Origin of the sequence: Pseudomonas sp. 31-12, from assembly GCF_003151075.1 — a bacterium.
Lineage (GTDB): Bacteria > Pseudomonadota > Gammaproteobacteria > Pseudomonadales > Pseudomonadaceae > Aquipseudomonas.
In genome coordinates, this window is sequence record NZ_CP029482.1 from 2,309,600 (window position 1) to 2,329,200 (window position 19,601).

Here is a 19,601-nt window from a genome sequence, read left to right on the forward strand (position 1 = left end):
TGACATTCACCATCATCGTCGACAGCTAATCCGCTTTCGTGAGCAAGCCCGCTCCCACATTTAGATCAGTGTTGTCTGCACGTTGGGTGCAGGATTATAGAGGCGTAGGCGACTCAAACAAAAACACCGCCCGAAGGCGGTGTCTGTGTCAGCAGGCGGTTACGACGCAATCAGCTGCCGCAACACGTAATGCAAAATCCCCCCTGACTTGAAGTATTCCACTTCATTGAGCGTATCGATCCGGCACAACACCTCGATTTTCTCGCGGCTGCCGTCTTCGCGGGTAATGATCAGTGTCAGGTTCATCCGCGGCGTCAACTCGACGCCGGTCAAACCGAGGATATCCAGCGTTTCTTTGCCGGTGAGGTTGAGGCTCTTGCGGTTCTGATCCAGTTTGAACTGCAACGGCAGCACACCCATGCCCACCAGGTTGGAACGGTGAATCCGCTCGAAGCTTTCAGCGATGACCGCTTTTACACCCAACAGATTGGTGCCCTTGGCCGCCCAGTCGCGGCTTGAGCCGGTGCCGTATTCTTGCCCTGCGATCACCACCAGCGGCGTGCCCGACGCTTGATAACGCATGGCCGCGTCGTAGATCGGCATCCTTTCCCCGGTCGGGATGTAGATCGTGTTGCCGCCTTCTTCGCCGCCGAGCATCTCGTTGCGGATGCGAATATTGGCGAAGGTGCCGCGCATCATCACTTCGTGGTTGCCGCGACGGGAACCGTAAGAGTTGAAGTCCCGCGGCTCCACGCCTTTCTCGCGCAGGTAATGACCGGCCGGGCTGTCGGCCTTGATGTTGCCGGCGGGGGAGATGTGGTCGGTGGTCACCGAATCGCCGAGCAGCGCAAGGACCCTGGCCCCGGCGACGTCCTTGACCACCGGCGGTGGCCCGCCGATGTCATCGAAGAACGGTGGATGCTGGATGTAAGTCGAATCGTCCTGCCACACATAGGTCGCCGCCTGCGGCACTTCAATCGCTTGCCATTGCTCGTCGCCGGCAAACACTTCGGCGTATTCCTTGTGGAACATGGCGGTGTTGACCTGACTCACGGCGTCGGCAATCTCTTGGGTGCTCGGCCAGATGTCCCGCAGGTAAACCGGATTGCCGTCCTTGTCGTTGCCCAATGGCTCGCTGCTAATGTCGGTGCGCACCGTACCGGCCAGCGCATAGGCCACGACCAGTGGTGGGGACGCCAGCCAGTTGGTTTTCACCAGTGGATGCACGCGACCTTCAAAGTTACGGTTGCCCGACAGCACCGAGGCGACGGTCAGGTCGGCGGCCTGGATGGCTTTTTCGATCGGCTCCGGCAAGGGGCCGGAATTGCCGATGCAGGTGGTGCAGCCGTAGCCGACCAAGTCAAAACCCAGTTCATCCAGGTATTGCGTCAGGCCGGCAGCCTTGTAGTAGTCGGTGACCACTTTCGAACCCGGGGCCAGCGAACTCTTGACCCACGGTTTGCGCGTGAGGCCTTTCTCCACCGCTTTTTTCGCCACAAGACCAGCGGCCATCATCACGCTCGGGTTGGAGGTGTTGGTGCAAGAGGTGATCGCGGCGATCACCACCGCGCCGTTTTTCAACCGATAGGTCTGACCGTCGTATTCATAATCGGCTTCGCCCGTCAGATCGGCATTGCCCACCGCCACGCCACCACCGCCTTCACTTTCAAGGCGACCGACTTCCTTGCTGGTGGGTTTGAATTGCAGGTCGATGAAGTCACTGAACGCTTGCGCGACATTCGGCAGCGAAACCCGGTCCTGTGGGCGTTTCGGCCCGGCCAGGCTGGCTTCGACGCTGGCCATGTCCAGCGCCAGGGTGTCGGTGAACACCGGTTCCTGGCCCGGCAGGCGCCACAGGCCCTGGGCTTTACTGTAGGCCTCGACCAGTTTCACGGTTTCAAGCGGGCGACCGGACAGGCGCAGGTACTCCAGCGTGATGTCGTCCACCGGGAAGAAGCCGCAGGTGGCGCCGTATTCGGGGGCCATGTTGGCGATGGTCGCGCGGTCGGCCAGCGGCAGATCGGCGAGGCCATCGCCGTAGAACTCGACGAATTTGCCGACCACGCCTTTCTTGCGCAGCATCTGCGTGACGGTCAGCACCAGGTCGGTGGCGGTGATGCCTTCCTTGAGCTTGCCGGTGAGTTTGAAACCGATCACTTCCGGAATCAGCATCGACACCGGCTGGCCGAGCATCGCCGCTTCCGCTTCGATCCCGCCGACGCCCCAGCCAAGTACGCCGAGGCCGTTGATCATGGTGGTGTGGGAATCGGTGCCGACCAGGGTGTCGGGGAAGGCGTAGGTGCGGCCGTCCTCGTCCTTGGTCCAGACCGTGCGGCCGAGGTATTCCAGATTGACCTGGTGGCAAATGCCAGTGCCCGGCGGCACCACGCTGAAGTTGTCGAAGGCGCTCTGGCCCCAGCGCAGGAACGCGTAACGCTCACCGTTGCGCTGCATTTCGATGTCGACGTTCTGTTCGAAGGCGCTGGAACTGCCGAACTTGTCGACCATCACCGAGTGGTCGATCACCAAATCCACGGGGGACAGCGGATTGATGCGCTGTGGGTCGCCTCCGGCCTTGGCCATGGCGGCGCGCATGGCCGCCAGGTCGACCACGGCAGGCACGCCGGTGAAGTCTTGCATCAAGACGCGGGCAGGGCGGTACTGGATTTCGCGGTCGGAGCGCCGCTCCTTGAGCCAGGCGGCAATCGCCCGGAGGTCGGCGCCGGTGACAGTTTTTTCATCTTCCCAGCGCAGCAGGTTTTCCAGCAGCACTTTCAACGACATGGGCAGTTTGTCGAGATCGCCCAAGCTTTTGGCGGCATCCGGCAAGCTGAAATAGTGATAGGTCTTGTCGTCGACTTGTAAGGTTTTAAGGGTTTTCAGGCTATCGAGGGACGGCATTGCGATCACTCCTTTGAGTCCGCACGGCTACGGACTGAGGGGACGGACAGAGCATTAAAACTAGCCCTGTTTTAAGTAGCTGGCTAATAACTGGACTCTATCGACAAGTCCGAGGTTCCGAACTCGGCTATCATGCGCCGGTTTTCGTGACAGGCTTTGCTTCAACGCAAGCCTGGGCATCGCGCAGTGGCTGAATTCTTCGCCAACTGCCCAGGAGTAAGAATGAACACCCTCTTTATGCACTGCCGGCCGGGCTTCGAAGGCGAAGTCTGTTCCGAGATTTCCGAACACGCCGCACGGCTGAACGTGGCGGGTTATGCCAAGGCCAAGACCGCCAGCGCCTGCGCCGAATTCATTTGCACCGAAGAAGACGGCGCTGAGCGCCTGATGCGCGGTCAGCGTTTTGCCGAGCTGATCTTTCCGCGCCAGTGGGCGCGCGGGATCTTCATCGATCTGCCGGAAACCGACCGCATCAGCGTGATCCTCGCGCACATGGCCGACTTCCCGCTGTGCGGCAGCCTGTGGCTGGAAATGGTCGACACCAACGATGGCAAGGAACTGTCGAACTTCTGCAAAAAGTTCGAAGGCCACCTGCGCAAGGCGCTGATGGCGGCCGGCAAGTTGGTCGAAGACGCGCAGAAGCCGCGTCTGCTGCTGACCTTCAAGAGCGGTCGCGAAGTGTTCATGGGCCTGGCCGAATCCAACAACTCGGCGATGTGGCCGATGGGCATTCCGCGCCTGAAGTTTCCCCGTGAAGCGCCGAGCCGTTCGACGCTGAAGCTGGAAGAGGCCTGGCACCATTTCATCCCTCGCGATCAGTGGGATGAGCGTTTGCACAGCGATATGACCGGCGTCGACCTCGGTGCCGCCCCCGGCGGCTGGACCTGGCAGTTGGTCAACCGTGGCATGCTGGTGACTGCGATCGACAACGGCCCGATGGCTGAAAGTTTGATGGACACCGGTCTGGTGCAACACTTGATGGCGGACGGTTTCACCTTCAAGCCCAAGCAACCGGTGGACTGGATGGTCTGCGACATCGTCGAGAAGCCAGCGCGCAACGCCGCGATGCTGGAAGAATGGATTGGCGAGGGGCATTGCCGCGAAGCGGTGGTCAACCTGAAACTGCCGATGAAGCAGCGTTACGCCGAGGTGAAACGCTTGCTGGAACGGATTGCCGAGGGGTTCAAGGAGCGCGGGATTCGGGTCGAGATCGGCTGCAAGCAGCTGTATCACGACCGTGAAGAGGTGACGTGCCATTTGCGCCGGCTTGACGTGAAGAAACCCAAGTCCCGCTGAAAGGCTTTTGTGGCGAGGGAGCTTGCTCCCGCTGGGCTGCGCAGCAGCCCTAAAATCAGGCACCGAAATCTTCTGATAGACCGCATAGCCAGAATTTGGGCCGCTTCGCGACCCAGCGGGAGCAAGCTCCCTCGCCACAGTTACAGTCAGTACGATTTGTTAAGGCACCCGGCTTTGCGCGACAATGCCGGCCAGTTTCAGGAGTGAATCATGAGTGAAATGCTTGATACGCCGGTAGACGGCACCCTCGACGCCACCGGCCTCAACTGCCCGGAACCGGTGATGATGCTGCACCAGCACATCCGTGACCTGGCACCCGGCGGCCTGCTCAAGGTAATCGCGACCGATCCGTCGACCCGTCGCGACATTCCCAAGTTCTGCGTGTTTCTCGACCATGAACTGGTCGCATGGCACGAAGAGGCAGGCACCTACCTCTACTGGATCCGCAAGAAACTCGCTTAACCCGCCGAATGACTGATGCGGATCCGCTTGCGTGCGCTGCGCGTCAGGCGGATCGACAGCATCAGCGCCGCGCAACTCAAGCCCACGATCAAACCCTGCCACAGCCCGCTCGGGCCGCTCGGCGTGCCGAACCAGTCGGTCAGGCCCAGGGCGTAGCCCACCGGCAAGCCAATCCCCCAGTAGGCGAACAGGGTCAGGATCATCGTCACCCGAGTGTCCTGATAACCACGCAGTGCGCCGGCAGCTGTGACCTGGATCGCATCGGAAAACTGGAACAGCGCCGAATACACAATCAACATCGCCGCCACACGAATCACCGTCGGATCGGCGGTGTAGATCGTTGCAATGTGTTCGCGCAGCAACAGCATCATGCTCGCCGAAATACACGCATAAGCCAGCGCCGTGCCCATGCCGACGCCGGCGGCAAAGCGCGCTTCACGCGGCTCCTGACGACCGAGCGCCTGGCCGACCCGCACGGTCACGGCCATGCCGAGGGAGTAGGGGATCATGAACACCAGCGAGCTGAAGTTCAGGGCGATTTGATGGCCTGCAACCACGGTGGCGCCGAGGCTGCCGATCAGCAGGGCGATCACCGCAAAGATGCTCGACTCGGCGAACACTGCGATGCCGATCGGCAGGCCGATGCCCAGCAGGCGTTTGATCACCGACCATTGCGGCCAGTCGAAACGGCTGAACAACTGACTCGACTGATAGGCCGGTGCCCAGCGCTCCCAGCCGGCCATGCCCAGCGCCATCACCCACATCACAATCGCCGTGGCCCAGCCGCAACCGACGCCGCCCATGGCCGGCACTCCGAAGTGGCCATAGATGAAGATGTAGTTAAGAGGAATGTTCAGCGCCAATCCGCACAAGCCGAGGACCATCGCCGGACGCGTCCGGCCCAGGCCGTCACTGAAGCAGCGCAACACATGGTAGAAGGCGACGGCGGGCAGACCGCTGGCGATGCCGTGCAGGTATTGCATGCACGGGCCGATCAGCTCGGGATCAACCTTCATCAAGTGCAGAATCGGCTCGGCGCTGAGCAGCATGCCGGTCGCCATCAAACCCACCACCAGGGCCAGCCATAACGCCTGACGTACAATCGGGCCGATCTCGCTATGGGTTCCCGCGCCGAAACGCTGGGCGACTTTCGGAGTAGTGGCGAGCAAAGTGCCGGTCATCAACAGGAACACCGGCACCCAGATCGAGTTGCCGAGCGCCACGGCCGCCAGATCACGCGGGCCGACCCGGCCCGCCATCACCGCATCGACGAAGCCCATGGCGGTGGTCGCCAGCTGCGCGACCATGATCGGCAACGCCAGGGCGAGCAGGTTTTTCAGCTCCAGGCGAACCCGGGCAGGGCGGGTGAGGGAAGTAGCGGCGGGGTGATCAGTTACGGAATTCAAGGGCGAAACGTCCAAAGATTTTGATGCACGAGGCGGCGCATTCTACGCCTTGACGCAGTGGTCAGGAAAAGTCCTGTGTTAGCTATTTGTAATCACCTTTCGAACGTTGCGACATTCCCTGTGGCGAGGGAGCTTGCTCCCGCTGGGTCGCGCAGCGGCCCCCCATTCAAGCGACCTGATTTCAACTGATACACCGCCTGCAAAGGTTTTGGGACTGCTGCGCAGTCCAGCGGGAGCAAGCTCCCTCGCCACAGGACCGTGGTGATCCTTAATGCCCGCTGGCCCACTGCAGTCATCTACGCCTACACTGCCAGCCCGCCAAAGGAGCCTGCCATGCTGATTGTTGCCGACGAAAATATTCCGCTGCTCGAGGCCTTCTTCGAAGGTTTCGGCGAAATCCGCCGGGTGCCGGGACGTTCCATCGACCGCGCCACCGTCGAGCAGGCGGATGTGCTGCTGGTGCGTTCCGTGACCAACGTAAATCGCGCGTTGCTCGAGGGCAGCAAGGTGCGCTTTGTCGGCACCTGCACCATCGGCACGGATCATCTGGAACTGGATTACTTCCAGCAGGCCGGCATTACCTGGTCCAGCGCACCCGGTTGCAACGCCCGGGGCGTGGTCGACTATGTGCTCGGCAGTCTGCTGACCCTGGCCGAAATCGAAGGCACCGACCTGACTCGGCGCACTTACGGCGTGGTCGGTGCCGGTGAAGTCGGCGGTCGCCTGGTCAAGGTCCTGCAAGGTCTGGGCTGGAACGTGCTGGTGTGTGATCCGCCACGGCAAGCCGCTGAAGGGGGCGATTACGTCAGCCTCGAACAGATCATCGAGCAATGCGATGTCATCAGCCTGCACACCCCTTTGAAGAAACACGGTTCCCAGTCAACCTGGCACCTGTTCGATAAAAACCGTCTGAATCAACTCAAGCCCGGCACCTGGCTGATCAACGCCAGTCGTGGCCCGGTGGTGGACAACGCTGCCCTGCGCCAGGTTTTGTTGCAGCGCGAAGACCTGCAAGCGGTGCTCGACGTGTGGGAAGGCGAGCCTGAAGTCGATGTGGCGCTGGCCGACCTCTGCGTGCTGGCGACACCGCACATTGCCGGCTACAGCCTCGATGGCAAGCAACGAGGAACGGCGCAGATTTATCAGGCGTATTGCGAATTTATCGGGCAGCCGGCCGAGGTCAGCTTGAGCGATCTACTTCCGGCGCCGTGGTTGTCGCACGTGACCCTGCACGCTGAGAGCGATCCGGCCTGGGCGCTGGCGATGCTGTGCCGCGGCGTGTACGACCCGCGCCGTGACGATGCGGATTTCCGTCGTAGCCTTGTAGGCAATGTGAGCGAGCAGCGTGCGGCGTTTGATGCGTTGCGCAAGCATTACCCGCAGCGGCGCGAGATTGATGGGTTGACGGTGCGGATTGAAGGGAATTCGCCTGAGTTGCTGAAAATTGTGGCGGCATTGGGTGCAACGGCTGTCTGAAGATCGAGTTGACCCCATCGTGGGCAAGCCACGCTCCCACAGGTTTTGGGTCGTCCACCTGTTTTGCGAACAACCCAAATCCTGTAGGAGCGTGGCTTGCCCGCGAATAGCCGCACCGCAAGTCCCGGATAAGCACCCATAAAAAACCCGGCCATCAGGGCCGGGTCAAGAAGACGGTGGCTATATCACTTTTGTTCGGCAGGCTTGACCAATCGCTTTTCCAGTTCGCTGCAGGCTTGCTGGATCATGTCTTCAGTGATCGGTACTTCGCGCCCATCCTTATCAATAATTGAGCAACCCAGAGACTGGTCTGGCTGTGTGCGGATCACTTGAATCTTGTCATCGCTGCTGTTTTGCAAGGACATGGCCTGTCTCCTCATCAGGTTGTGTACCCACTTTAAAACCGCCAGGTGACCGGGCTGTGACAACTCCCTGCGATCTTTCCAGGGCGGCAATATCAGTCCACCAGAAATACCGCAGTGTTGCCACCCGGACTTTAGACCAATAGCGTCTAGGTGCTAGTCGTTGTGGTCATAATTAACCTGACTCATTGTGATTTACAGAGTTCCACCCCACTTAAGCGGTATAGGCTGGCCCCATCACTTGCTTACTGGATAACCCGATGCTCTCTGCCCGTCACCGCCGCGCGATCCGCCTGACCAGCCGTTTTCTTGCACCTTATCGCTGGCCGGCCTTCGGCGCCTTGCTCGCCCTGATCATCACAGCCGGCATCACCTTGTCGATGGGGCAGGGCATTCGTTTGCTGGTGGATCAGGGCTTCATGACCCAGTCGGCGCATCTGCTCAACCAGACGATTGGCTTGTTCATGGTGCTGGTGGTCGGGCTGGCGATCGGCACGTTTGCGCGCTTCTATCTGGTGTCGTGGATTGGTGAGCGCGTGGTCGCGGACATCCGCAAGCAAGTGTTCAACCACCTGGTTTATCTGCACCCCGGTTTCTATGACGACAATCGCAGCTCCGAGATCCAGTCACGGCTGACCGCCGATACTACGTTGCTGCAATCGGTGATCGGCTCTTCGTTGTCGCTGTTCCTGCGAAATTTGCTGATGGTGATCGGCGGGATCATCCTGCTGTTTATCACCAATCCCAAACTCACCAGCATCGTGGTCGTGGCGTTGCCCCTGGTGATCGCGCCGATCCTGATTTTCGGCCGTCGGGTCCGCAGTCTGTCGCGCCTGAGTCAGGACCGGATTGCCGACATCGGCAGCTACGTCTCCGAAACCCTCGGCCAGATCAAAACTGTGCAGGCCTACAACCACCAGATCCAGGACGAGCAGCGCTTTGCCGTGACGGTGGAAGAGGCCTTCAATACCGCGCGCAAACGCATATTTCAACGGGCCTGGCTGATTACGCTGGTGATCGTGCTGGTGCTGGGCGCCGTTGGCGTGATGTTGTGGGTCGGTGGCATGGACGTGATCGCCGGGCGGATCTCGGCAGGTGAACTGGCGGCCTTCGTCTTCTACAGCCTGATCGTCGGCAGTGCCTTCGGCACGTTGAGCGAAGTGATCGGCGAGTTGCAGCGCGCTGCGGGCGCAGCCGAGCGGATTGCCGAATTGCTGCGCTCGGAAAACATTATCCAGCCGCCCACCACAGGCCTGGTGACATTGCCTGACCGGGTGAAGGGCAATCTGGTACTGCACGACGTGCGCTTTTCCTACCCGTCACGTCCAGAAAGTTACGCCGTCGATGGCTTGAGTCTGACTATAAATGCGGGCGAAACCCTCGCCCTGGTCGGTCCGTCCGGAGCCGGCAAGTCCACCGTGTATGACCTGTTGCTGCGTTTTTACGATCCTGCCTCGGGCCAGATCCTGCTCGATGACGTGCCGCTGACCCAGCTCGATCCGCTCGACCTGCGCCGCTGCTTCGCCCTGGTCTCGCAAAATCCGGCGCTGTTCTTCGGCAGCATTGAAGAAAACATCCGCTACGGCAACCCGTCGGCGACCCTGGCCCAGGTTCAAGAAGCGGCAAAAATCGCCTACGCACACGACTTCATCGAGCAAATGCCCAACGGCTACCAGACTCACCTGGGTGACGGCGGCCTCGGGTTGTCCGGCGGCCAGCGCCAACGCCTGGCTATTGCACGGGCGCTGCTGGTGGACGCGCCGATCCTGTTGCTCGATGAAGCCACCAGCGCCCTCGATGCGCAGAGCGAACACCTGATCCAGCAAGCCCTGCCAAGCTTGATGAAGAACCGCACCACCCTGGTCATCGCCCACCGCTTGGCCACGGTGAAAAACGCCGACCGGATTGCGGTGATGGACCAGGGGAAACTGGTGGCGGTAGGGACGCATCAGGAGTTGATTGCGAGTAATGCGTTGTATGCACGGTTGGCGGCGTTGCAGTTTAGTGATGGGAAGGCTGAACTCGGACTTGAACTGTAGGAACTGTCGAGTGAAACGAGGCTGCGATCTTTTGATCTTGTCTTAACAAAAATGCCCGCATCAATCGATGCGGGCATTTTTATTTCCAGTTCAAATCACTATCACTGATCGTCAAAGTACCGCTCATGCCAATCCACCAGCGGCTGTGGCGAGTTGAGTTTCTGGCCGTAGATCACCGAGTACGACAGCACGTTCTGTACATACTGGCGGGTTTCGTCGAACGGGATGCTTTCCACCCACACGTCGAAGCTCAGGTGATCTGCACCGCGCAGCCACTGACGCACACGGCCGGGGCCGGCGTTGTAGGCTGCGGAGGCGAGGACGCGGTTGCCGTTGAACTGGCTGTGGACCTGGCTCAGGTACGCGGCGCCGAGCTGGATGTTCTTGTCCGGGTCGAGCACTTGCTGCGGTGAGGCCAGCGGGATGCTGAACTTGCGCGCGGTTTCCTTGGCGGTGCCGGGCATCAGTTGCATCAGGCCGCTGGCGCCGACGCCGGAGCGGGCGTCGTCCATGAAGGCGCTTTCCTGGCGGGTGATGGCGAACACCCAGCTCGAATGCAGACCACGGACCTTGGCTTCACGCACCAGGGTTTCGCGGTGGGCCATCGGGAAGCGGATGTCCAGATCGTCCCAATACTGCGCCTGACTGATGGTGCGGATCGCCGGGAAATACCATTTCAGGTCGTAGGCCAGTTTCGCCTGGGCGACCATTTCGTCGCGGTTGAAGTGACGGCTGACGTGGTACCACTCGCGACGACCATCGACGATCTGCCCGCGTGCGTGGAATTCAAGGGCGCGACGAATGCCTGGCGTGTTGCGCACCTTGTTGATCAGGGCCTGGCTCAGGACCAAGGGTTTGTTGTTCAACGAATAAGATGATTGCGAACGATCAGCAGCTAGGAAACCATAGAAATCGCGCTCACGGGCGAGGTTCTTGTACAGCGTCTGCGCTTCCGGGTTCTGCGGCTGCGCCAGTTCCAGGCTGCGGGCCTGCCAGTAGCGCCAGCGGTTGGTGGTCGCCAGGTCCTGCGGCAAGCGCCGAGTCAGCTGATAGGCATCGTCCCAGCGGGCCAGACGCAACAGCAGGCGCATACGCCATTCGGACACGGTGTTGTCGCGCAGTTCCGGGTCGTACTTGGTCATCATCTCCAGCGCGCGAGGGTTGAAACGTTTGGCGAGGGTCAGCCCGATTTCACGGGCGATCGCCACTTTTTCATCGCGGGAGAAGTGCATGCTGCTGGCATAGCCGTCGAGCAGGTCCATGGCCTTGTCGGGGTCCTGGCGGGCCAGGCGGCGCAGGCCGAGGCTGACCACGTCAGACATCGGTTCGTCGGCCGGGGTGAAGCGCGATGGCTGGTTCAGCAGTTCAGGTTTCTGCGCGACATCCACCAGCAAGCGACCGCGAGGGGCGAGGGTAGACAGGCCGTTGACCAGGCTGTTGGCCAGCGGATAGTTGCGCGCCTGGGCCGCAAGCTTGACGCGCTCCCAGCGTTTTTGTTCGGTCAGTTGACCTTCCGCGGCCCATTGCCCGAACAGCGCGTCGCAGGCGGCGGGCTGGGATTTGCCGGTCAGCCAGAGTTTGTTGGCGTTGGCGTAGCCTTCGGCTTTCTGGTTGTGACCGATCTGGTACTGCGCGTTCAGGCAATCCAGCTCGGTGAAATTGAGCTTGGGGTCGTAGTACTTGACGAAGGTCGCCCAATCGCCGCGCTCCGCCAGCCAGCGCAACCAGCGCAACTTCATCCAGTTGGCCTGGGGCAGGTCACCGTGTTCGGCGAGGAATTTTTCGATTTCGGCATTGCTGGCGGATTTCAGCCGCGCAGTCAGCTCGTCGTAAGCCAGGTACGGCTCCAGTGGATAATCGCTGAGGGCCTGACTGTAGCGAAAGTAAGGGCCGGTATCGCCCTTGGCCAAGGCACGCTTGGCCTCATCGTAATATTGGCGCTGGGTGGACAGGTCCACCGCCTGAGCGGTTTGAACGGCAGCGGCAGAAAGAAGCAAGCAAGATAAAAGACTGAAGAGGCGACTGCGCATGAGACGTCCGGGCATAGAAATCACGACAAGTGCAGGCATAACCTGCACTGAATTATCTGTAGCTTAGCCTTTTGCCAGCAACGGGCGAAAGCTTTGCCGGCCTCTCGGCACAAGTTCGCAACAATTGTCATGCAGAGTGCTTCGACATTGAAATTGCCGGCCTTCTGAAGCCTCAAGTCAGGTAGAATGCGCGCCCGGTTTTTGGAGAAGCTCATGACCCTGCTCAAATTCAGCGATGTGTCCCTTGCTTTCGGCGCTATGCCGTTGTTGGACAAGGTGTCCTGGCAGATCGCCCGTGGTGAGCGGGTGTGCATCATCGGCCGCAACGGCACTGGCAAGTCCAGCATGATGAAGCTCGTCAAGGGCGACCAGAAGCCCGATGAGGGCTCCGTTTGGCGTGCCCCCGGCCTCAAGATTGGCGAATTGCCGCAAGAATTGCCGGTAGCCGACGAGCGGACCGTGTTCGACGTAGTGGCGGAAGGCCTGGACGGTGTCGGTGAGCTGCTCGCGCAGTACCACCACCTGAGCCAGAACATCGTCACCGACGCCGACCTGGACAAACTGATGCACGTCCAGCACGACCTCGAAGCCCGAGACGGCTGGCGTTTGCAGCAACTGGTGGACAGCACCTTGAGCCGTCTGCAGTTGCCGGCCGACAAGACCCTCGCCGAGCTGTCCGGTGGTTGGCGTCGTCGCGTCCTGCTGGCCCAGGCCCTGGTTTCTGAACCGGACCTGCTGCTGCTCGACGAACCGACCAACCACTTGGACATCGGTGCAATCGCCTGGCTCGAAGAAGCGCTGAAGGATTTCCAGGGCGCCGTGTTGTTCATCACGCACGACCGTTCATTCCTGCAGAACCTCGCGACCCGCATTCTGGAACTGGATCGCGGTGGCTTGATCGACTGGAACGGCGACTACGCCAGCTTCCTGGTGCACAAGGAAGCCTCCCTGGCGGCTGAAGAAACCGCCAATGCGTTGTTCGATAAAAAGCTGGCTCAGGAAGAAGTCTGGATCCGCCAGGGCATCAAGGCCCGTCGCACCCGTAACGAAGGCCGCGTTCGCGCATTGAAGGCTTTGCGCGTTGAGCGTAGCGAGCGTCGCGAACGCACCGGCAAGGCCAACATTCAGTTGGACACCGCTGACAAGTCCGGCAAGCAGGTGATGGTACTCGAGAACGTGAGCTTTGCTCACCCGGGCGGCCCGTTCCTGATCAAGGATTTCTCGATGGTCCTGACGCGCGGCGACCGTATCGGTCTGCTGGGCGCCAACGGTACCGGCAAGACCACACTGCTCAAGCTGATGCTCAGCGGTCTGCAGCCAACCAGCGGCACAGTGGAAGAAGGGACGCGCATCGACGTGGCCTACTTCGACCAGTTGCGCCATCAGCTGGACCTGGAAAAGACTGTGATCGACAACGTGGCCGAAGGTCGTGACTTTATCGATATCGATGGTCAGAGCCGCCACGTGCTGAGCTACCTCGGCGACTTCCTGTTCAGCCCGCAGCGTGCCCGTACGCCGGTGAAGGCGCTGTCGGGTGGTGAGCGTGCGCGTCTGTTGCTGGCGAAACTGTTCAGCAAACCGGCGAACCTGCTGGTCCTCGACGAACCGACCAACGACCTCGACGTTGAAACCCTCGAGCTGCTGGAAGAGGTCTTGCTGACCTTCAACGGCACCGTGCTGATGGTCAGCCACGACCGGGCATTCCTCGACAACGTGGTCACCAGCACCCTGGTCTTCGAAGGTGAAGGCAAGGTTCGTGAATACGTCGGTGGTTACCAGGACTGGCTGCGTCAGGGCGGTTCGCCGCGCCTGCTGGGCGTGACCGAGAGCAAATCCGGCAAGGCCGACCTGACCTCGGCGGTCGTGACGGCGGAAGCGGCACCGGTTGCGGCAGCCGTTGAAGCGCCAGTGGCGAAGAAAAAGCTCAGCTACAAGTTGCAACGTGAGCTGGAAATGTTGCCAGCTCAGATCGAAGCCATGGAACAGCAGATCGCTGCCGTCGAGGCCCAAATGGCCGATGCGGGTTTCTATCAGCGTCCTGCGGCAGAGACCGCTGCGGTGATCGCTCAGCTAGAGCAGTTGCAGGCTGAGCTCGACGTAATGGTCGAGCGTTGGGCCGAGCTGGATGCCTGATTGATCCTGTAATAAAAAAGCCCGGCGTTCAGTGATGAGCGCCGGGCTTTTCGTATGGAATGCGATCTGCACGTTGCTATAGATCTCATGTGGGAGCGGGCTTGCTCGCGAAGAGGAGCTTACATTCAGCATTGATGTCGACTGAATGTCCGCCTTCGCGAGCAAGCCCGCTCCCACATGGTTGTGTGTTGTCAGCTTTTGATCAGGCGCACCGCCAGCACATCACACGGCGCACCGTGCAGCACGTCATTGGCCGTCGAACCCAGCAGCAATGCCAGGCCATGTCGGCCGTGGCTGCCCACCACGATCAGGTCGCAGGTCTGCTCCTTGGCAAGGTGGTGAATTTCCTGGCGGGGCTGGCCGTAGGTCAGGTGGCTGTATTCTTTGGAGAGTTCCGGATACTTGACGATCAGTCGGTCCAGGCGTTCCTTGGCCTGGTCGAACTGCTGTTGTTGCAGTTGTGACAGGTCCATGGGTACGTCACCACCAAAGGCCATGGCCATCGGTTCGACGATGTGGACCAGGGACAATTTTGCGCCATTGCTCACTGAGAGCTCGCGAGCACGGTGGATTACAGGGTCGCACTCTTCGGTTAGATCTACAGCGACCAGAATGTGGTTGTAGGGCATGAGGTGCTCCTCCTGAGGATTGCAATATTGGTAAGTATGGCTGGTTTCAAGCGCAATGGTTCCAAAGTGACTCAAAGCGCCCATCAAGAATCGGGAGTACAGATATGACGGTCTGGATAGTGGTGTCAATCCTGCTGGTGGTCCTGAGTCCGCTGGCATGGTTGCGACCGTCCCGTGGACAGAGCGGGCGCATGGCCCTGCGCATGGAGGCGCGGCGTATCGGCCTGGCCATGCAACTTGCGCCCCAGGAGTGGCCGCACTGGCTGAGCCAGGAGCCGCCAAGCCCTTGCGCCCAGTACCATCGGCCGCGTCGTGGCAATCAGCCGGCGTGCTGGAGTTACTGGCAAAAGTCGCCGGGCGTGTGGGTGAACCAGTGGCAGGAGGTCTGTGAAGATCGAGTGCTACTCAATCATTTCGAAAAATTGCCAGCCAATGTCTACAAGGTCGAGGCGGACAAACAGATGATCACCCTGTATTGGGGCGAGAAGGGCGAGGCGACGGTTTTGCAGGACATCGATGCGGTGCTGAAAGCGCTGGCATGATTCGCAGACATTTCGCGCTGCAATGGCGCGAAATCTCTGACAGACAGGCAATAAAAAGCCCGACATCATCATCGGGCTGGGGTTGGCCAGGCAGGCCGGTAATTCTTTGTGCCGCCGATCTTACGCTTGGCGTTCGCTAAAAGTGTTCAAATTTTTTCTCAAGGTCCCGCCAGCGTAGCTTGTTAAACAAAGGCTGCAGCGAATTAGGGCGACTTTTCTAACTATTGATCCTATGAATGGCCTCACATGCACCTGCGTGTTGTAAACCTTCGTCTTACGGAAATGACTGCAAAGTCGCGTTTCAACCCGCATTTTGGGCGATTGACAATTGCTGGAAATTCCGTGAAGGTGGCGTACCCAAATCAAACGGGCGTATGAATTGAGCGTTTGTATTTAACATCGCTCCTACAGAATCCCGACTATCGCGTTGGCGGGTGTGCCGGGTAGATGGGCGTAGCATTGACGTTAAGCGTCCCTGCCAAGCCATTTGCCTGCGTCCGACGTGTACTGTTCAGCTTCCATATCGTGGAGATCAGTTGATGATTTACGAAGGTAAAGCCATCACGGTTAAGGCTCTTGAAAGTGGCATCGTCGAATTGAAATTCGACCTCAAGGGTGAGTCCGTCAACAAGTTCAACCGTCTAACCCTGAACGAACTGCGTCAGGCCGTAGACACCATCAAGGCAGATGCTTCGATCAAGGGTGTGATCGTCAGCAGTGGCAAGGACGTCTTCATCGTCGGCGCCGACATCACCGAATTTGTCGAGAACTTCAAGCTGCCTGATGTAGAGCTTGTCGCTGGCAACCTCGAAGCCAACAAGATTTTCAGCGATTTCGAAGACCTCAACGTCCCGACTGTCGCCGCGATCAACGGCATCGCGCTGGGTGGCGGTCTGGAAATGTGCCTGGCGGCGGACTTCCGCGTCATGTCCACCAAGGCCAAGATCGGTCTGCCGGAAGTCAAACTGGGCATCTACCCGGGCTTCGGCGGTACCGTGCGTCTGCCGCGCCTGATCGGTGCCGACAACGCCATCGAGTGGATTGCCGCCGGCAAGGAAAACCGCCCTGAAGACGCGCTGAAAGTCGGCGCCGTCGATGCAGTGGTTGCCCCTGAGAAATTGCAGGAAGCGGCCCTGGAGCTGATCAAGCGCGCCATCTCCGGTGAGTTTGACTACAAGGCCAAGCGTCAGCCGAAGCTGGAAAAGCTGAAACTGAACGCCATCGAGCAAATGATGGCCTTCGAAACCGCCAAAGGTTTCGTGGCAGGTCAAGCCGGCCCGAACTACCCGGCACCGGTCGAAGCGATCAAGACCATCCAGAAAGCCGCGAACTTCGGTCGTGACAAGGCGCTGGAAATCGAAGCCGCCGGTTTCGTAAAACTGGCCAAGACCTCTGCCGCGCAGAGCTTGATCGGTCTGTTCCTGAACGATCAGGAACTGAAGAAAAAGGCCAAGGCCTACGACGAAATCGCCAAGGACGTGAAGCAGGCCGCTGTATTGGGCGCTGGCATCATGGGTGGCGGTATCGCTTATCAGTCGGCCTCCAAAGGTACGCCGATCCTGATGAAGGACATCAACGAGCACGGTATCGAGCAAGGCCTGGCGGAAGCCGCCAAGCTGCTGGTCGGCCGCGTTGATAAAGGTCGCATGACCCCGGCGAAAATGGCCGAAGTGCTTAACGGCATTCGTCCGACCCTGTCCTACGGAGATTTCGGTCACGTGGATCTGGTTGTCGAAGCGGTCGTCGAGAACCCGAAGCTCAAGCAAGCCGTTCTGGCCGAAGTCGAAGACAAGGTCAAAGAGGACACCATCCTCGCGTCCAACACCTCGACCATTTCCATCACCTTGCTGGCCAAAGCCCTCAAGCGTCCGGAAAACTTCGTCGGCATGCACTTCTTCAACCCGGTGCACATGATGCCGCTGGTTGAAGTGATTCGTGGCGAGAAGTCCAGCGAGCTGGCCGTTGCCACTACCGTTGCCTACGCCAAGAAAATGGGCAAGAACCCGATCGTCGTCAATGACTGCCCGGGCTTCCTGGTCAACCGCGTCCTGTTCCCGTACTTCGGCGGTTTCGCCAAACTGGTCAGCGCTGGTGTGGACTTCGTCCGTATCGACAAGGTCATGGAAAAATTCGGCTGGCCAATGGGCCCGGCATACCTGATGGACGTGGTCGGCATCGACACCGGCCACCACGGTCGTGACGTGATGGCTGAAGGCTTCCCGGACCGCATGAAAGACGATCGCCGTTCGGCTATCGACGTGCTCTACGAAGCCAAGCGCCTGGGCCAGAAGAATGGCAAGGGTTTCTATGCCTACGAGACCGACAAGAAAGGCAAGCAGAAGAAAGTGGCCGATCCGTCGGTGCTGGAAGTGCTCAAGCCGATCATTCACGAGCAGCGCGAAGTCACCGACGAAGACATCATCAACTGGATGATGATCCCGCTGTGCCTGGAAACCGTGCGTTGCCTGGAAGACGGCATTGTCGAAACCGCCGCCGAAGCCGACATGGGTCTGGTCTACGGTATTGGTTTCCCTCCATTCCGTGGCGGTGCGCTGCGCTACATCGATTCGATCGGTGTTGCCGAGTTCGTTGCCCTGGCTGATCAGTACGCTGATTTGGGCGCGCTGTACCACCCGACCGCAAAACTGCGTGAAATGGCCAAAACCGGCCAACGGTTCTTCGGTTAAGCGTCCCAACACTTGAGCGAGAGTGAAATTTTATGAGCTTGAATCCAAGAGACGTCGTGATTGTCGACTTCGGTCGTACTCCGATGGGCCGCTCCAAGGGCGGCATGCACCGCAACACCCGCGCCGAAGACATGTCGGCGCACCTGATCAGCAAATTGCTGGAGCGCAACGTCAAGGTCGACCCGAATGAAGTCGAAGACGTCATCTGGGGCTGCGTAAACCAGACCCTGGAGCAGGGCTGGAACATCGCCCGCATGGCGTCCCTGATGACGCAGATCCCGCACACTGCGGCCGGCCAGACCGTCAGCCGTCTGTGTGGTTCGTCGATGAGTGCGCTGCACACTGCCGCGCAAGCAATCATGACCGGCAACGGTGACGTGTTCGTGGTTGGCGGCGTCGAGCACATGGGCCACGTGAGCATGATGCACGGTGTCGATCCGAACCCGCACATGTCGCTGTACGCGGCGAAAGCTTCGGGCATGATGGGCCTGACCGCGGAAATGCTGGGCAAAATGCACGGCATCACTCGCGAACAACAGGACGCTTTCGGCGTGCGCTCCCACCAGCTCGCTCACAAGGCGACCCTGGAAGGCAAGTTCAAAGACGAAATCATCCCGATGCAGGGCTACGACGAGAACGGTTTCCTGAAACTGTTTGACTACGACGAAACCATTCGTCCGGAAACCACTCTGGAAAGCCTGGCCGCTTTGAAGCCAGCGTTTAATCCGAAGGGCGGCACCGTGACGGCCGGTACTTCGTCGCAGATCACTGATGGTGCTTCGTGCATGATCGTGATGTCGGCGCAGCGTGCTCAGGACCTGGGCATCCAGCCGCTGGCGGTTATCCGCTCGATGGCAGTGGCAGGTGTGGATCCGGCAATCATGGGCTATGGTCCAGTACCGGCCACTCAAAAAGCACTGAAGCGTGCGGGCCTTGGCATTAACGATATCGACTTCTTCGAGCTCAACGAAGCTTTCGCTGCACAGGCCCTGCCAGTGCTGAAAGATCTGAAAGTGCTCGACAAGATGAACGAGAAGGTTAACCTGCACGGCGGCGCGATCGCCCTGGGTCACCCGTTCGGTTGCTCCGGTGCGCGTATCTCCGGCACCCTGTTGAACGTGATGAAGCAGAATGGCGGCACCTTCGGGGTAGCCACCATGTGCATTGGTCTCGGCCAAGGCATCTCCACCGTCTTCGAACGCGTTTAAGCGTTTCGTTGATGGAAGCCGGGGCCAAGTGCCCCGGTTTTTGTTTTTCTGAATTTATTTTTTGTTTTTATTTTTAAAAGATTTGAGTGAGGGCCAAACCATGCCGATACAACCTGGGCTCTACCAGCATTACAAAGGTCCGCAGTACCGCGTATTCAGCATCGCGCGGCATTCGGAAACCGAAGAAGAAGTGGTCTTCTACCAAGCCCTGTATGGCGATTACGGCTTTTGGGTGCGTCCCTTGAGCATGTTCCTGGAGTCGGTCGAGGTTGACGGCGAACAGGTGCCACGCTTTGCTTTGGTGCAAGCCGAACCGAGCCTTTTTTCGAAGCCATAAGCTGAGTGCGCGCAGGACCCTGCGCTTGACCTCACCTTGTAGCCACTATATATAGCGGTGCCGCGTCAGGCGCCAACCGCCTTTCACTTCTAG

General features: G+C 59.6%; 14 protein-coding genes. 9 read left to right on the top strand and 5 right to left on the bottom strand.

Annotated features, from left to right (window positions below):
• Positions 1–159 precede the first annotated feature (159 nt).
• Positions 160–2,901 (bottom strand): aconitate hydratase AcnA, encoded by a 2,742-nt coding sequence (gene acnA, locus DJ564_RS10740; RefSeq protein WP_109628953.1) that lies wholly within the window; start codon positions 2,899–2,901, stop codon positions 160–162.
• A 222-nt stretch (positions 2,902–3,123) separates the two neighbouring features.
• Between acnA and rlmM the strand changes: the two genes are divergently transcribed.
• Positions 3,124–4,197: a 23S rRNA (cytidine(2498)-2'-O)-methyltransferase RlmM gene (gene rlmM, locus DJ564_RS10745; RefSeq protein WP_109628955.1), complete on the top strand. Its 1,074-nt coding sequence runs from the start codon at positions 3,124–3,126 to the stop codon at positions 4,195–4,197.
• A gap of 210 nt (positions 4,198–4,407) precedes the next feature.
• A complete protein-coding gene (gene tusA, locus DJ564_RS10750) occupies positions 4,408–4,659 on the top strand; it encodes a sulfurtransferase TusA (protein ID WP_109628957.1) in 252 nt (83 codons plus the stop codon).
• Here the strand turns inward: tusA and DJ564_RS10755 are convergent.
• Entirely contained in the window at positions 4,656–6,065 is a 1,410-nt protein-coding gene (locus DJ564_RS10755) for an MATE family efflux transporter (protein WP_109628959.1), read from the bottom strand. The genes tusA and DJ564_RS10755 overlap by 4 nt on opposite strands.
• Positions 6,066–6,398: 333 nt before the next feature.
• Here DJ564_RS10755 and pdxB point away from each other — a divergent pair, with 333 nt between their 5' ends.
• Positions 6,399–7,541 carry a 4-phosphoerythronate dehydrogenase PdxB gene (gene pdxB / locus DJ564_RS10760; protein WP_109628961.1) on the top strand — a complete coding sequence of 381 codons (1,143 nt, stop codon included), beginning with the start codon at positions 6,399–6,401 and terminating at the stop codon, positions 7,539–7,541.
• Between the two features lie 185 nt (positions 7,542–7,726).
• Here the strand turns inward: pdxB and DJ564_RS10765 are convergent, their stop codons facing one another.
• The gene (locus tag DJ564_RS10765; protein ID WP_109628963.1) at positions 7,727–7,906 is read right to left on the bottom strand and encodes a PA1571 family protein; all 180 of its coding nucleotides are present in this window, start codon (positions 7,904–7,906) and stop codon (positions 7,727–7,729) included.
• Between the two features lie 257 nt (positions 7,907–8,163).
• Here DJ564_RS10765 and DJ564_RS10770 point away from each other — a divergent pair, with 257 nt between their 5' ends.
• Positions 8,164–9,942 carry an ABC transporter transmembrane domain-containing protein gene (locus tag DJ564_RS10770; protein WP_109628965.1) on the top strand — a complete coding sequence of 593 codons (1,779 nt, stop codon included), beginning with the start codon at positions 8,164–8,166 and terminating at the stop codon, positions 9,940–9,942.
• A gap of 101 nt (positions 9,943–10,043) precedes the next feature.
• On the opposite strand, the gene DJ564_RS10775 is transcribed toward DJ564_RS10770, so the two are convergent.
• Complete coding sequence (locus tag DJ564_RS10775) at positions 10,044–11,972, bottom strand: transglycosylase SLT domain-containing protein (protein ID WP_109628967.1); 1,929 nt, start codon at positions 11,970–11,972, stop codon at positions 10,044–10,046.
• Between the two features lie 213 nt (positions 11,973–12,185).
• Here DJ564_RS10775 and DJ564_RS10785 point away from each other — a divergent pair, with 213 nt between their 5' ends.
• Entirely contained in the window at positions 12,186–14,105 is a 1,920-nt protein-coding gene (locus tag DJ564_RS10785; RefSeq protein WP_109628971.1) for an ATP-binding cassette domain-containing protein, read from the top strand.
• A 191-nt stretch (positions 14,106–14,296) separates the two neighbouring features.
• On the opposite strand, the gene DJ564_RS10795 is transcribed toward DJ564_RS10785, so the two are convergent.
• Positions 14,297–14,734 (bottom strand): universal stress protein, encoded by a 438-nt coding sequence (locus DJ564_RS10795; protein WP_008151425.1) that lies wholly within the window; start codon positions 14,732–14,734, stop codon positions 14,297–14,299.
• 104 nt (positions 14,735–14,838) lie between these two features.
• Here DJ564_RS10795 and DJ564_RS10800 point away from each other — a divergent pair, with 104 nt between their 5' ends.
• The 4 genes from DJ564_RS10800 to DJ564_RS10815 all read left to right on the top strand — a co-directional run bounded on the left by DJ564_RS10800 (position 14,839) and on the right by DJ564_RS10815 (position 19,508).
• On the top strand, positions 14,839–15,276 hold the full coding sequence (locus DJ564_RS10800; protein ID WP_109628973.1) for a hypothetical protein: 438 nt from the start codon (positions 14,839–14,841) through the stop codon (positions 15,274–15,276).
• 539 nt (positions 15,277–15,815) lie between these two features.
• The gene (fadB, locus tag DJ564_RS10805) at positions 15,816–17,963 is read left to right on the top strand and encodes a fatty acid oxidation complex subunit alpha FadB (RefSeq protein WP_109628975.1); all 2,148 of its coding nucleotides are present in this window, start codon (positions 15,816–15,818) and stop codon (positions 17,961–17,963) included.
• 32 nt (positions 17,964–17,995) lie between these two features.
• Positions 17,996–19,171 (top strand): acetyl-CoA C-acyltransferase FadA, encoded by a 1,176-nt coding sequence (gene fadA, locus DJ564_RS10810; protein ID WP_010456360.1) that lies wholly within the window; start codon positions 17,996–17,998, stop codon positions 19,169–19,171.
• Between the two features lie 100 nt (positions 19,172–19,271).
• Positions 19,272–19,508, top strand: a complete 237-nt coding sequence (locus DJ564_RS10815) for a DUF1653 domain-containing protein (protein WP_046047845.1) — start codon at positions 19,272–19,274, stop codon at positions 19,506–19,508.
• Positions 19,509–19,601: the final 93 nt, after the last annotated feature.